The organism is Paenibacillus sp. VTT E-133280, from assembly GCF_002264385.1.
Classification (GTDB): domain Bacteria; phylum Bacillota; class Bacilli; order Paenibacillales; family Paenibacillaceae; genus Paenibacillus_AQ; species Paenibacillus_AQ nitricinens.
The window spans coordinates 21,418-35,368 of record NZ_NFUX01000043.1 but is presented as its reverse complement, the minus strand read 5'-3'; the positions used below and the strand labels follow the sequence as shown (position 1 = coordinate 35,368).

12 protein-coding genes are annotated in these 13,951 nt (G+C 43.9%); all 12 read right to left on the bottom strand.

All coding sequences use genetic code 11. The annotated features are described in order from the left end of the window. Positions 1-32: 32 nt before the first annotated feature. The 12 genes from argJ to CA600_RS18475 all read right to left on the bottom strand — a co-directional run bounded on the left by argJ (position 33) and on the right by CA600_RS18475 (position 13,806). Entirely contained in the window at positions 33-1,265 is a 1,233-nt protein-coding gene (argJ, locus tag CA600_RS18530) for a bifunctional ornithine acetyltransferase/N-acetylglutamate synthase (RefSeq protein WP_094871932.1), read from the bottom strand. Positions 1,266-1,285: 20 nt separating this feature from the next. Continuing rightward, on the bottom strand, positions 1,286-2,341 hold the full coding sequence (gene argC, locus CA600_RS18525; RefSeq protein WP_094871929.1) for an N-acetyl-gamma-glutamyl-phosphate reductase: 1,056 nt from the start codon (positions 2,339-2,341) through the stop codon (positions 1,286-1,288). Between the two features lie 176 nt (positions 2,342-2,517). Continuing rightward, entirely contained in the window at positions 2,518-3,402 is an 885-nt protein-coding gene (locus tag CA600_RS18520; RefSeq protein WP_094871927.1) for a YitT family protein, read from the bottom strand. 151 nt (positions 3,403-3,553) lie between these two features. Next, positions 3,554-4,667 (bottom strand): peptide chain release factor 2 gene (gene prfB / locus CA600_RS18515; protein ID WP_143812165.1). Its coding sequence is split into 2 segments (ribosomal slippage): positions 3,554-4,594 and positions 4,596-4,667, totalling 1,113 coding nucleotides; the frame shifts between segments, so codons are not numbered across the junction. Positions 4,668-5,086: 419 nt separating this feature from the next. Next, positions 5,087-7,594: a preprotein translocase subunit SecA gene (gene secA / locus CA600_RS18510; RefSeq protein WP_076285677.1), complete on the bottom strand. Its 2,508-nt coding sequence runs from the start codon at positions 7,592-7,594 to the stop codon at positions 5,087-5,089. Positions 7,595-7,873: 279 nt separating this feature from the next. Next, positions 7,874-8,422 carry a ribosome hibernation-promoting factor, HPF/YfiA family gene (hpf, locus tag CA600_RS18505; protein ID WP_094871923.1) on the bottom strand — a complete coding sequence of 183 codons (549 nt, stop codon included), beginning with the start codon at positions 8,420-8,422 and terminating at the stop codon, positions 7,874-7,876. Between the two features lie 229 nt (positions 8,423-8,651). Then, positions 8,652-10,094, bottom strand: coding sequence for an S-layer homology domain-containing protein (locus CA600_RS18500; protein ID WP_179281659.1), 1,443 nt, complete (start codon positions 10,092-10,094; stop codon positions 8,652-8,654). Positions 10,095-10,408: 314 nt separating this feature from the next. Beyond that, positions 10,409-10,606 carry a cold shock domain-containing protein gene (locus tag CA600_RS18495; protein ID WP_019915069.1) on the bottom strand — a complete coding sequence of 66 codons (198 nt, stop codon included), beginning with the start codon at positions 10,604-10,606 and terminating at the stop codon, positions 10,409-10,411. A gap of 237 nt (positions 10,607-10,843) precedes the next feature. Beyond that, positions 10,844-11,179, bottom strand: coding sequence for a flagellar protein FliT (locus CA600_RS18490; RefSeq protein ID WP_094871920.1), 336 nt, complete (start codon positions 11,177-11,179; stop codon positions 10,844-10,846). Next, positions 11,172-11,570: a flagellar export chaperone FliS gene (gene fliS / locus CA600_RS18485; RefSeq protein ID WP_094871918.1), complete on the bottom strand. Its 399-nt coding sequence runs from the start codon at positions 11,568-11,570 to the stop codon at positions 11,172-11,174. The genes CA600_RS18490 and fliS overlap by 8 nt, the downstream gene beginning before the upstream one ends. Before the next feature lie 28 nt (positions 11,571-11,598). Then, positions 11,599-13,368 (bottom strand): flagellar filament capping protein FliD, encoded by a 1,770-nt coding sequence (gene fliD / locus CA600_RS18480; protein WP_094871916.1) that lies wholly within the window; start codon positions 13,366-13,368, stop codon positions 11,599-11,601. Positions 13,369-13,386: 18 nt separating this feature from the next. Continuing rightward, on the bottom strand, positions 13,387-13,806 hold the full coding sequence (locus CA600_RS18475; protein WP_373455894.1) for a flagellar protein FlaG: 420 nt from the start codon (positions 13,804-13,806) through the stop codon (positions 13,387-13,389). Positions 13,807-13,951: the final 145 nt, after the last annotated feature.

The following is a 13,951-nucleotide window of genomic DNA, read 5'->3' as shown; positions in this document are numbered from 1 at the left end:
TCCTTCCCTTGTGGGCTTAAAGCCGTCACAAATTAGGTACGATATGCAGCGTTAATCCGCACATAATCGTAAGTTAGGTCACAGCCCCAAGCTGTAGCCTTTCCGGTTCCATCATGCAAATCTACAGTGATCAGCACAGTTTCACTTTTTTGCAAATAGGCCAAAGCTTTTTCCTCGTCAAATGCAACTGGCTTCGAGTGCAAGAGCACCTCAATCTCACCTAACGAAATATTTACACGTTCTGGCGATACTGGCACACCCGCGCGTCCAACCGCTGCAATAATTCGTCCCCAGTTCGCATCCGCTCCAAAAATAGCAGATTTCACTAGACTAGAACCCACCACCGTCTTGGCAATCGCTGCTGCCGCCTCATCATGAACAGCCCCATTCACTTGCACCTCGATCAGGTGAGTCGCACCTTCGCCATCCCGCGCAATCGCTTTGGCAAGCGTCTGGCAGACATACGTGAAGCCAGCGGCAAAAGCGTCCCAATCCGGATGAAGCCGAGTCAGCTTCTCATTACCTGCAAGCCCACTAGCCATCGAAACTAGCATATCATTCGTGCTTGTATCTCCATCAACTGTAATCATATTAAAAGTAACGTTCGTAGCAGAACGAAGTAGACTGTGTAAATCCTCCGCTGAAATATCAGCATCTGTAGTCATAAAACCGAGCATGGTAGCCATGTTAGGATGAATCATCCCGGAGCCCTTCGCGGCTCCAGCAATAATAACTTCTACACCACCAACAAGCACCTTTACGGCAACCTCTTTTTTAACTAAATCAGTTGTAAGGATGGCCTGACAGAATTCTTCCGCTCCAGCAGCCCCACCGTCCAGCTTCTCTGGCAGTGCAGTAATACCACTACGTACGCAATCCATCTTCAGCAGCTCACCGATCACACCAGTCGAAGCGACAGCAACATCATTAACCTCTACGCCCAAATGTTGAGCCGCAGCAGCGCGCATCTCATAAGCATCGGCCTCACCTTGTTCACCTGTGCAGGCATTAGCATTCCCGCTGTTCACGATTACCGCCTGCAACGTTCCGTTCAAAAGACTTTCCCGTGTCACCTTCAGAGGAGCCGCTTGAAAAACATTCGTCGTATACACAGCTGCCGCCGTTGCCGGAACCTCGCAGACAATCACTCCGAGATCGTTGCGATCTGTTTTTTTCAGACCACAGTGCAGTCCTCCGGACTTAAAGCCTTTAGGTGAAGTAATGCTGCCACCTTCCAAGGTAGTAAATAATTCAATCTCGCTCATGTTATTTGTACCGCTGATCCTTATGGATACACAGGTGTGTAGCCGAGGCCAAGGGTTTCCTCCCATCCCATCATCAAATTAAGGTTCTGTATTGCCTGACCTGCCGCACCTTTTACAACGTTATCAATGACGGAGACGATCGTCACCCGCCCTGTACGAGCATCTGTTGCAAATCCGATATCACAATAATTAGAGCCGCTAACTTCTTTTGTCGCTGGAATCACACCTGCATCGCGCACCCGCACATAAGGTCTGCCCGCATAATATTCACGATATAAATTCACAAAATCCTGCTCCGTATAATTGCCCGTCATTCCTGCATACATTGTACTCATAATGCCTCGGCTCATCGGCACGAGATGTGTGGTGAACGTTACGGTTACCTTTTCTCCAGCAATCTCCGTGAGTGTCTGCTCGATTTCTGGTATATGTTGATGTTTATTTATTTTATAAGTTTTTAAGTTCTCGTTTATCTCTGCATAATGCACCATCAGACTCGTTCCGCGTCCTGCTCCGGTAACCCCGGATTTGGCATCAATAATAATACTGTCATGCTTAATCCAGCCTGCCTGAATCGCAGGAATTAGTCCAAGAAGTGTAGCCGTAGGATAACAGCCTGGATTAGATATAAAATCAACCCCAGCCACTCGCTCTCCGAACACCTCACAAAGTCCGTAAACAGCCTTCTCTAGATACTCATCAGCCGGAGCCGTATGTTTATACCAGTGTTCATACTCTGCGCCATCCTTCAATCGGAAATCACCGGATAGATCTACGACCTTTAGTCCAGCTTCCAGCAGCTGCGGCACCAGCTTTGCACTTACACCAGACGGTGTAGCCGTAAAAACCACATCCGCCCGCTCAGCCATCTGCGCCGGATCAACGCCATCCAGCCTTCGGTCAATAATGCCCGTCAAATGAGGAAACCCTTCCTCTATCGCATCCCCTGCACTTGATGAGGAAATCACCGAAGTAATCTCTACCTTAGGATGACTTTGTAGTAGCCGAATCAGCTCTACGCCTCCATAACCCGTTGATCCAACAATCGCCGCCCTCAGCTTGCCTTCCACTGTCATCCCCACTTCCTGCTTATCATGAATATATTATTTAATATAATGCATACCGTCTTAGAAATATGTATTATTATACATCCCAATTAATATAAATACAACATATTATGTGAACTTTATTTCCTCCTAAATATAACCTCATTTACAAAAAAAGAGAAGCGCCGCCTCCCCCGTAGGTGAGATTACGCTTCCCTTTTAAACCCTTCGCCCAGCACTTCATGAGCTTCGGTAATAATCACAAATGCACTTGTATCTACAGATTGGACAATCGCTTTCAGTCTCGACACTTCATTCTGGCCTACCACTACCATCAGAACGGTACGTGCATCACCAGTATACCCGCCATGTGCGTCCAGCTTCGTCAGACCACGATCTAAATCATTTAATATCGCTTCAGATATTTCTTCCGTCTTGTCAGAGATTATGTACGCAACCTTCGTATAACGAAAGCCTACCTCTATCGCGTTAATGGCCTTACCTGTCACAAATAATCCGATCAGCGCATACAGTGCTTGCTCCATACCGAGTATAAATGCAGCTAACACAATGACTGTCCCGTCTAGCAGCACTACAGAAATCGAGAAGCTGAGACCGGATATCTTTTGAATAATCTGCGCCAAAATCGTGAGTCCACCTGTCGATCCACGTCCACGGAACACAAGACCTAGTCCCACTCCGACACAGATACCGCCATAAATGGAGGCTAAGAGTGGATTGGTTGTAGGTGCAGGTAAATCTTTCGTCACAAGGATGAACAACGGCAGTACAAAACTCCCAAGCAGTGAGCGTACTCCATATTGCTTACCTAGGAAAATTACCCCGAGCACAAACAGTGGAATATTAAGTGCCCATTGCGTGTAAGCCGGTTCAGCTCCAAACCAGGCTTCAGCCAATACAGACAGACCGGATACACCACCAGAAGCAATATGATTCGGCAGAAAAAAGAGATTAAACCCCAGCGCTGTCACTAACGAACCGAGCAGAATTAGCGTTGTATCCACTACATGTCGGAGTGGTCCATTTAGAGGAATTAGTGGGGGTTTATTACGTGAATTGATTTTTTGCATTTCAAGGCGCTCCTTAAAGTGTCATCTTGCTTTACGTAAGAAGAAACGGGTACACCATCCATATCAAAGAATGGGATCCGTTTCCTCAAAAAATCAATATAAAGATAGTATGGAGTAACCTTATACTTTCCTATATTCCCGAAAAAATCCCTTAGTCCGCCTCAATCTTGATCTGGCTACGTAAGTAACCATCAATGAATGCATCCAGGTCTCCGTCCATGACTGCACCCACATTCCCTGTTTCTACGGAAGTGCGGTGATCCTTGACCATGTTATACGGATGAAATACATAGGAGCGAATCTGACTGCCCCAGGCAATATCGGATTGCTCGCCGCGAATCTCATCCAAGTGCTGCTGCTGTTCTTGCAGCTTGCGCTCATACAGCTTGGAACGCAGCATTTTCATCGCTTGCTCACGGTTTTTGATCTGTGAACGTTCGTTCTGACAGGTTACCACCACACCCGACGGCAAGTGAGTAATCCGTACCGCAGAGTCCGTGGTATTAATATGCTGTCCACCAGCGCCGCTCGCCCGATACGTATCGATTTTCAGATCCTCAGTACGAATCTCAACGTCTACATCATCGGCAATTTCCGGAACGACATCACAGGATACAAAAGAAGTATGCCTTCTGCCCGAAGAGTCAAAAGGAGAAATCCGTACAAGCCGATGGACACCCTTCTCAGCTTTTAGGTATCCGTAGGCGTTGAAGCCTTTAATAAGTAGCGTGACACTCTTAATTCCTGCTTCATCACCCGGTAAATAGTCCAACACCTCAACCTTGAATCCACGTTTTTCAGCCCAGCGCGTGTACATACGCAGTAGCATTTGTCCCCAGTCTTGGGATTCCGTTCCGCCTGCACCCGGATGAAGCTCTAGAATAGCATTCAACTTGTCGTATGGCTGATTAAGCAGCAATTGCAGCTCAAATTCATCCACTTTTCTGCCTAGGCTGCTAATTGTCTCCCCAATTTCTGCCGCCAGATCTGCATCGCCCTCTTCATCCGCAAGCTCTGCCATCATCGCAGCATCATCGTAATCCTGTTGAAGCTTCTCGTATTGATCTACGGAAGACTTCACAGCATTCATCTCGGCGATTACGCTTTGCGCTTGCTCACTATTATCCCAAAATCCTGGAGCCGCCATTTTCTCTTCAAAGTTAGAAATCATCTCTTGCTTAAGATCTAAGTCAAAGAGACCCCCTAAGGTCAGTTAGTTTCTTGCCTATTTCACGCAAATCCTGCTTTACATTTGGTTCTATCATAGGTCACTTCACCTTTCAAAATAGTGTTACGGTCGTCGCTCTATTGGAGATTTAGTGGGATATAGTGATCAAAGTTCGCTTACGCCTTACGGATTATTCTTCCGATCGCTGTTGTTTCCAGATTCCTTGAATGGATAACCGCATCGCGGTTGGAATCCGGAAACAAAGGCGAACGCTACGCTTCTACAGAACAATTCCGCCTGCTCCGCTCCATGATCACCAAACTACTAAAGATCCAAAAAAGCGACTGGGCCGTAAACGGGGGATACCCCCGGGCCCAGCCGCTCTTTATGGATAGTATACCCATGGAAGCGATAATAAGGACTAGATAAATGGCAAGAGCAGAGAAAACCTCAATCAAACACCAACTTTATCTATACCTTAGTTCGCTAAATATGGTGTATTTCTAAATGTTTGTCTTATGCGTTTTGACCGTGGCAATTCTTGTACTTCTTGCCGCTTCCGCAAGGGCAAAGATCATTACGGCCAGTCACAGCCTCAACATGAACCGGACGTTTCTCAACAGGTTCGCTGTTTGTAGAGATCTTGTCTTCATCAATAACGGATTGACGTTCCTGATTCGCTTCGATGTGAGCCTTCATAATATAAGTAGCTACTTCTTCTTGAATCGTAGCAGTCATAGTATTAAACATCTCAAAGCCTTCGAATTGATATTCACGAAGTGGATCCGTACCACCGTAGGCACGCAAGTGAATCCCTTGACGCAATTGATCCATTGCATCAATATGATCCATCCATTTGCTATCTACGGAACGAAGCACGATTACCTTCTCGAATTCACGTACGAGTTCTGAACCCAGACGTTCTTCACGTGCTGCATATTTCTCAAGCACACGTTCGAAAATAAACTCGATAATCTCCTCAGCTTCCTTACCCCATAGAATATCACGGGTCAAAGCACCTTCTTCAAGCAGCTTGCTGTTTACGTAATCAGCAACTTCTTGCAGTTCCCAGTTCTCAGGAATATCATCGCTACAGTGTGCGAGAACGATACGCTCAATTACAGGCTTGATCATTTCAAGCACGATATCTTTAATATTATCGGACTCCAGAATCTCACGGCGTTGTTTATAAATAATTTCACGCTGTTGATTCATCACGTCATCATATTGCAATACGACTTTACGGATATCAAAGTTATTGCCTTCAACACGTTTCTGAGCAGATTCTACAGCACGCGTGATCATGCGGCTCTCAATCGGCTGATCTTCCTCGAATCCGAGACGATCCATCATAGTCAGAACGTTGTCAGCACCAAAACGCTTCATCAGCTCATCGCCAAGCGACAAGTAGAATTGTGTAGAACCAGGGTCACCTTGACGACCCGCACGACCGCGCAGCTGGTTATCAATCCGGCGCGATTCATGACGCTCTGTACCAATGATATGCAGACCTCCAAGATCTGTCACACCTTCACCCAGAACGATGTCCGTACCACGTCCAGCCATGTTGGTAGCAATCGTAACTGTACCTGGCTGACCTGCATGGGTAATGATTTCTGCTTCCGCAGCGTGATGCTTCGCGTTAAGCACTTGGTGTCTAACGCCTTTGCGCTTCAGCATTTCAGAAACGAGCTCTGAATTCTCGATCGACACTGTACCAACCAGGACTGGCTGGTTCTTTTTGTGACGTTCTACGATTTCTTCCACAACAGCCTTGAACTTACCGTTCTCACTCTTGTAGACGACATCCGGCATATCATCGCGCTTGTTCGGCTTATTCGTAGGAACCTGAAGAACTTCAAGACCATAAATCTTCTTGAATTCCTCTTCCTCAGTCTTCGCAGTACCTGTCATACCGCCCAGTTTGCGATACATACGGAAGTAGTTCTGGAAAGTGATCGTAGCAAGAGTCATACTCTCATTCTGTACTTCGATTTCTTCCTTCGCTTCAATCGCTTGGTGCAACCCATCGCTATAACGACGACCTGACATTAGACGTCCTGTAAATTCATCGACAATAACGACCTCACCCTCGTTTACAACGTAGTCTACGTCACGACGCATAATTACATTTGCTTTTAGGGCTTGGACGATATGGTGATTCAAGGTTACATGACTGTGATCATACAAGTTCTCAATACCAAAAGCGCGCTCAGCAGTAGCCACACCTTTTTCAGTCAAGGCTACAGACTTCACCTTAATATCAACTGTGTAGTCTTCTTCAGCCTTAAGCTTTTTCACGAAACGGTCTGCTGAAAAATACAATTCTGTAGACTTCTCAGCTTGTCCGGAAATAATAAGAGGTGTACGTGCTTCATCAATAAGAATAGAGTCCACTTCATCAATAATACAGAAATACAGAGGGCGCTGAACCATTTGCTCTTTATAAAGCACCATGTTGTCACGCAAATAATCGAAACCAAATTCGTTGTTCGTGCCATACGTAATATCGCAGGCATAAGCAGCTTGTTTATCAGCATGGTCCATACCGCTTAGGTTAACCCCAACCGTCATGCCCAGGAAGTTATAGATTTGTGCCATTTGTGCGCTGTCGCGCTGAGCCAAATAGTCATTGACCGTTACAACGTGTACGCCTTTACCTAGCAAAGCATTCAAATACACTGGCAATGTACCTACTAGTGTCTTACCTTCACCAGTCTTCATCTCGGAGATTCGGCCTTCATGCAGAGCCATACCACCAATTAACTGCACATCAAAATGCCGCATACCCAGTGTCCGCTTGGAAGCTTCACGTACGGTTGCAAATGCCTCAGGAAGAATTTCTTCCAGAGTTTCGCCTTTTTCAATACGGGCACGGAATTCTGCTGTCTTCGCTTGTAACTGTTCATCAGATAGCTTTACAAATTCCGGTTCCAATCCATTAATTACATCGACTGTCTTCATGAGACGTTTAACGTCACGATCGTTGGTGTCTCCGAATATTTTCTTTACAAGTCCTAGCATGGTTAACCCCTTTCATGCAACACAGATGGTGGAACCGAGCCCATCCTCACAAAATTGAAAGGGCCATTTATAAATTCGATTCCGCTGCTTCATAAATTGTAACAGTTTGTAAGAGATGCCGCAATACAAGGTGTATCAGCCACATTTTTCAAATATAGTCGCTTATACGCACAAGAGCCCTATTCGCTGCAAGCGAATAGGGGCTCGGTTTAAATTTCTTAGGTTCTGACTAACTCTCGAGGCCCTTTATACTTAGAGCATAACTGGCATCATTGTATCTTAGCCCTGTTCAATCAATCCATATTTACCATCATCACGTTTGTAAACTACGCTTACTTCCGAGGTATCGATATTGGAAAAAACAAAGAAAGTATGTCCTACCATGTTCATTTGAAGAATAGCTTCTTCTACATCCATCGGCTTCATCGTAAAGCGTTTGTTCCGCACAACTTCTAAATCATCATAATCTTGTTCTTCTACAGCAACAGCGGTACTAGCTCCATCCACAAACAGCGTCTTGAGTCCCTCTTGACGGAACTTACGATTGATCTTCGTTTTGTGTTTGCGAATTTGACGTTCCAGCTTGTCCACAACGGCATCTATGGAAGCGTACATGTCATCGCTGCGGTCTTCCGCACGAAGCGTCACACCAGCAAGCGGAATGGTTACTTCCACCGTATGAAGGCCGCGAACTACGCCAAGCGTCACAGACCCTTCAGAGGTAGGGGGTGCTTCGAAATACTTCTCAAGTTTGCTGAGCTTCTTATCAACATACTCTCTCAAAGCGTCGGTCACGTCAATTTGTTGACCTCGAATGGTGAATTGCATGGCCACTCCTCCTTTAGTTACACCTTCATTATACCAAATTGTTAAGGCTAAGTAAAAAGTAATTCCTTACAGCCCTTACAATTAGATAACAAATATTGTCGTAGTGTTCACAAATAAAACAAGTCCGGTAAGAGCAACTATTCGCCTCACCGGACCAATTGTAAACCTGTCGTTATTATAGTACGAATTCCATTCTTATATTCCCAAACTGAGACAGTATAAGATTAAGTTACTTGGTATGAATTTGAATGATTTCGACAGGTGACAATTCTGTACCCGATCCTGTAATAACGTATACCTTATAGGCAGTATTGGCTGTCAATCCAGTCAAAGTATGCGTATGTTTTACACCAGGAGCGAACGTAAGCGTGTTCGTCCATGGAGCAGTCAACGCTGTACCAGTACTATTCTGTCCTAAAGAAATTTGTGCTGCGCTAGGTGCTTTTTCATTAGCTGGTAATACTACATATCTTACTGGGGCTGGAGCGTAACCTGTCACACCATATTTAACATATACATCGGCTGTAACAGTACCTGCTTGTCCTGGTTCAAAAAGTGTAATCGACTTTTCAGTTGCCTGAGCAGTAGTTAATCGAACTGTTGTCACAGTAGACAGATTACCAGATGCATCCGCTGCTACGATATATGTTGCGTATTCTGTCCCAGGATTCAATCCGTAAACCGAGAATGTAACCGTTGTGTTCGGTACAGTTGCAACACTACCATGAATTTCGCTTGCAGTTCCATTGCTGATCTGTCCTTTTTCCACCTGCAATGCACTCGGTGCACTTATGTTAGCAGTATAAGGGGCTACAACATAGTACACTGAGCCTGTTACGGAAGATGTCAGGTATACATCGGCTGTTACCGAACCAACGTTACCATAGGTTGCCCCACTTACGGTTGGTGTAGTGACAGTTCCGCCATCACCGTTACCTCCACCAGATCCACCACCACTTCCTCCACCAGTACTACCACCTGGAGTAGCTGTTGGCGTTGGGGTAGCTGTTGGTGTCGGAGTTGGCGTTGGGGTAGGAATTACTCCACCACCTGTGCCGCTACCTGGGTAATAGATGACCGAGGTATTGATGATACCTACAGCCTCTGCACGTGTTAACGATCTCTTAGGACCGAAGGTTCCGTCCGGATAACCGTTAATAATCTTCTTATCTGCTGCAGCGGCTACTGCACCTTTTGCCCATGTTGCGATTTGTGCATTGTCTTTAAATTTGCTAGTAGTGGTATTAGTGCTCAATTTAAGTAATTTCGCAGCCATTACAGCTGCCTCTTGTCTTGTGAGCGGAGTATTGGGACGGAACGTATTGTCCTCGTATCCCCCGATATAACCAGCTTCCACGGCTTTAGCCACTTCACTGTAGTTCCAGTTTGTGCTTTTCATATCTTTAAAGCTTACAGTTGCTTTTGCTGTAAAACCAAACAGGCGATTTACCATAGTCACATACTCACCGCGCGTAATGGCCTTGTTTGGTTTAACTGTACCGTCTGGGTATCCTCCAAGGTATCCTCTATCTAGCCATTCCTGTAGTTGAGCTTGAGCCCAGTGACCTTGAATATCCTTAGGTACGGAGGCGGCAGATACACTGCCAAGAGATCCTAATAACATACTAACTCCTAAAACTCCGGTCATAAGACCGCGCAACTTCTTTTTCATCCTGCTAATCATCCTCCTAAAAGTTTTGATAGCTTAGGCTATTTGAATCTCTCATGGAAGTGTTGGCCTAGGCTAACATAGTGTGCGTCGAGGTAAGATAAACAGCTCAACGTACAACTATTACCCACATTTCGGAGAGTTCTAACATTTTCCATATTATAAATTTACAAAGTACGCTATTTTCTTTCTATTAACAGCTTTAATAGAGGCTTATGAGCACAAAAAAAGGATCTCGGGAGAATTCCCAAGATCCTTGCTAGCGCTGTCTAAATTGCTAACCATCTACTTATATGTAGGTCGGCTTAGCCGTATGATTATAATTTGATTACGTTAGCTGCTTGTGGTCCGCGTGCGCCTTCAACGATATCGAACTCTACGGATTGACCTTCATCCAAAGTCTTGAAACCATCAGTTTGAATCGCGGAAAAGTGTACGAATACGTCGCCACCGTCTGCAGTCTCGATAAAACCATAACCTTTTTCTGCGTTAAACCATTTTACTTTACCTTCCATTGATTAAACATTCCCTTCGTCATCAGATGAACGTGAGTCTTGCTCACAAATCGACTATACCACCGTAACTTCTTCATTGTCAATTGGAAAAGTAAATGTTTACATGCAATAATTTACCACGTAAAATAGGACGTTTAATTTACCATAATCAAGAAATAACTGCGGCGTAAAAATCAAAAAAAAAGAGCAGACGGTATTTAATACCCATCTACTCCTATAGTGAAACACCGAAATAAATTATTTTCTACGATCCATTAGAAAGCTATCCGGAGTGTATGCAACCTCGTAGGCACTACGCTGTACCTTGGCCTGATTGCGCTTCTGCAACCAGTCTTGGGCTTCCAAACGAAGAGCGTTCATTCTGTCTAGGATCACATTGTCATACTCCAAAATTCGATTAATTTCTTGTTTTTGTGCAGGCGTCGACTTACAAATTCCGGCTTGTTCTGCAATAGAGTCGACAAGCTCCTGACGATCCTCGACAAAAAGCTCTAACTCCTCATAGGTAGTCTCATCGAGTCTGTCCGTGATGCCTAAGGTCAGTTCCTTCAGGCTCTGAATTAACTCATCCATGAGCACTTTCAGCCTGTCCCTGGCCCGCAGCGATTTTGGATGCTTGTAGCCAAGTTTCTCGAAGTTCTGTAAGGTAACCAATGGCCTCTTCCGCTTTTTCTGGGCTCTTGCGGATGTTGGCTTCCACTAACAAGAAATTTGTATATTCATAAAGTGAATAAAGATTATTAGATACCTCATAGGAGTAGTCCAATGTACTCATTAACTCACTAATTATAGATTGTGCTTTACCAAAATTAAGATTTGTCTTCTCAAAGTCCTGTTTACTGAGTCCATCCATCGCTGTTCTCACGAAGCGAATGGCTCCATCGTACAACATAAGTACTAGTTGTGTAGGTGTTGAGGTTTGAACAGAAGACTGACGGTATTTCTCATACGGAGATGTAATCAATAATCTCACCCTCTATTTTATAAATTTCTTAACTTGAAGTGGAGAAGAGACTGTTGGACTGTGACTGTAACTTGTTCATTGCCGTTTCCATGGCTGAGAACTGCTTGTAATAGCGTGTTTCGGCATTATTCAACATAGTTAACATATCGCTTATACGTGTGTTATAACCTTTGAGCTTCTTACCCATAACACTTTCTTCTTTATAACTACTAGTAAGATCGCCTGAATATTTATTAGTACCAGCTCTTTCGGAAATACTATTCAATGCATCGCTTACTCTAGTAGAAAGTTTGTCAAATAATCCATTATCAGGAGCACTTTGTGGTCCTTGAAGTAAGTCCATGACTCCTTGCGAATTATTATTAAGTGCAGTTCTCAGTTTGCTTTCATCCAAGTACAGCTTACCTTTTTCAAAGTATGATCCTGTAGTAATACCAATATCACTAAGATCACCCAGCTTTTCAGTAATGTCCATCCTCATTGAGGATAAGATTGTCTTAATAACATCGTCATTCTTCAGTAAGCCACTTTTTGCTTTTTCTGTCAAAGCCGTAATATCAGACTCTTTCATATCTTTCTTTTGATCATCAGTCAATGGGGTGAAGGTACGATATTTAGCCTCATCTATCTTAGCATTTAAAGAAGTAATCAACGCGTTGTAATCATCGATGAAACCTTTTACAGTAGCCACTGCCTTATCCGTATCAACTTGTTTAGTAATTTTGGCAGGAGTGTCCGTACCATTAATATTTGTCGTTGCAAGCAACGTTAACTGAACACCGTTAACCGCAAAAGAGTTGCTATCATTTTCTAAACTAGTTCCATTAATTGTATATTTAGCCACTACACCTTCGGTAGTACCAGTTCCTTTGAGTAAAGTAGCTGCAGTACCACCGATAGTCTGTACCACTCCACCAGAAGTAACTACTAGTTGGCCTGAAACAAGGCTAGCTGTTGCGCCACCTAATGCAGCCGTATTCGTATTGATGTAGGAAACCACATCCGATAAGCTCTGATTCCCCTTAAAGGAGAGGTTATTAGTTCCAAACTTTAATGTGAAATCTTGTGTGTTAGCATCTGTAATGCTTGTACCATAAAGTGAATTTTGCAATTGGGCAAGTGTCGTTGAGTCACTCTTGCTGGAAAACAAATTCAGCAAGGAAGTATCTGCTCCCAAAACCACCTTTCCTTTTGCTGCTGCTGTGAGTGTTGCCTCCGTTGGTGGGCCGCTGCTTTTGGCAGCCAGGGAAAACTGTCCAGTAACCTCATCAAAGGTAGCCGTCACATTTGCAGTACTACTGTTAATATTAGCGATAACTGAAGAAATAGCGGTATCTCCCGAAAATGAAAAAACTTCACCGTTTACTGTTAGTTTATAGCCTTCTGTCGGGACTGTCCCGCCCAACTTTGACTGTAATTGTGAGAGTGTTGTTGAAGTTGTAAAGTTAGAACCTGCCCCTGAAGTCTTCACTGTAGTCTTTGTAGCAAGTTGTGTTACACTGACATCCATATCAACTCCATTAGCTGTAGCTAAGGCCGTTGCTTTTACGGCATTCGTGTTACCACTTACTACTGATTGATTGGTGTTTAAGGCTTCATTACGTCCGTATTTATCTATAAGTTTGTTACTGCGAAAGTCATATAGTTTGCTGTTTATTTCTCGGTAGCTATCTCTAGTCCAATTTAAAATAGTTTTCTGCTGATTCAGTTTATCCAATGGAGCTTTTTTAGCAGCCATCATACTCTTAACCATACTATCGATATCCATTCCCGAAAAACCATTAATTCGAGTTACCAATGTATTTCACCTCTGATTCTATATCTTCTCGTCAATCAATATACCTGCGATTTCCATCATCGAGGCCACCAGATCTAGTGTTTTCTCTGGTGGTACTTCACGAATTAGCTCACCCGTATCCTTGTTCATCACTTTAACCATAATGTCATGAGTTTTCTCATGGATGCTGATTTCTAATGTAGTCTGAGGTCCTTGTAAAGATTTAACCGCTCTTTCAATAGTCTTTATTAGTTGTTCTTCGGCTACAGAGACACTCACTCCTTGTCTCTCTCTGAGGTTCAAATCCCTAATATCCCTAGTAAACTCACCTGGCACAGTATCATTGTTTGAAGTATTCACTGGAACCTGTGTAGTCGTTCCAGTGCCCGATAACACTTCCGACCTACCTTGTCCTTTACTAATAGAACTAGCAGAAAGAGAGAACTGTACATTCATCAAACATCTACCTCCAAAAAAAGCCTTAATTATATATAGTATATATCGGCTACACCTTGGGATTGTTTAGATTAGTGCAATAATATTAGGCTAAATCTCTATATTAGGAATCATTACTCATTAAAGATTAGTCTCACAGTTAGAATTA

Excerpts from the sequence above, each read along its gene's own strand:
- argJ (WP_094871932.1), bottom strand. The coding sequence starts at position 1,265 with ATGAGCGAGATTGAATTATTTACTACCTTGGAAGGTGGCAGCATTACT.
- argC (WP_094871929.1), bottom strand. The coding sequence starts at position 2,341 with ATGACAGTGGAAGGCAAGCTGAGGGCGGCGATTGTTGGATCAACGGGT.
- CA600_RS18520 (WP_094871927.1), bottom strand. The coding sequence starts at position 3,402 with ATGCAAAAAATCAATTCACGTAATAAACCCCCACTAATTCCTCTAAAT.
- secA (WP_076285677.1), bottom strand. The coding sequence starts at position 7,594 with ATGCTAGGACTTGTAAAGAAAATATTCGGAGACACCAACGATCGTGAC.
- hpf (WP_094871923.1), bottom strand. The coding sequence starts at position 8,422 with ATGCAATTCACCATTCGAGGTCAACAAATTGACGTGACCGACGCTTTG.
- CA600_RS18500 (WP_179281659.1), bottom strand. The coding sequence starts at position 10,094 with ATGAAAAAGAAGTTGCGCGGTCTTATGACCGGAGTTTTAGGAGTTAGT.
- CA600_RS18495 (WP_019915069.1), bottom strand. The coding sequence starts at position 10,606 with ATGGAAGGTAAAGTAAAATGGTTTAACGCAGAAAAAGGTTATGGTTTT.
- CA600_RS18490 (WP_094871920.1), bottom strand. The coding sequence starts at position 11,179 with ATGGATGAGTTAATTCAGAGCCTGAAGGAACTGACCTTAGGCATCACG.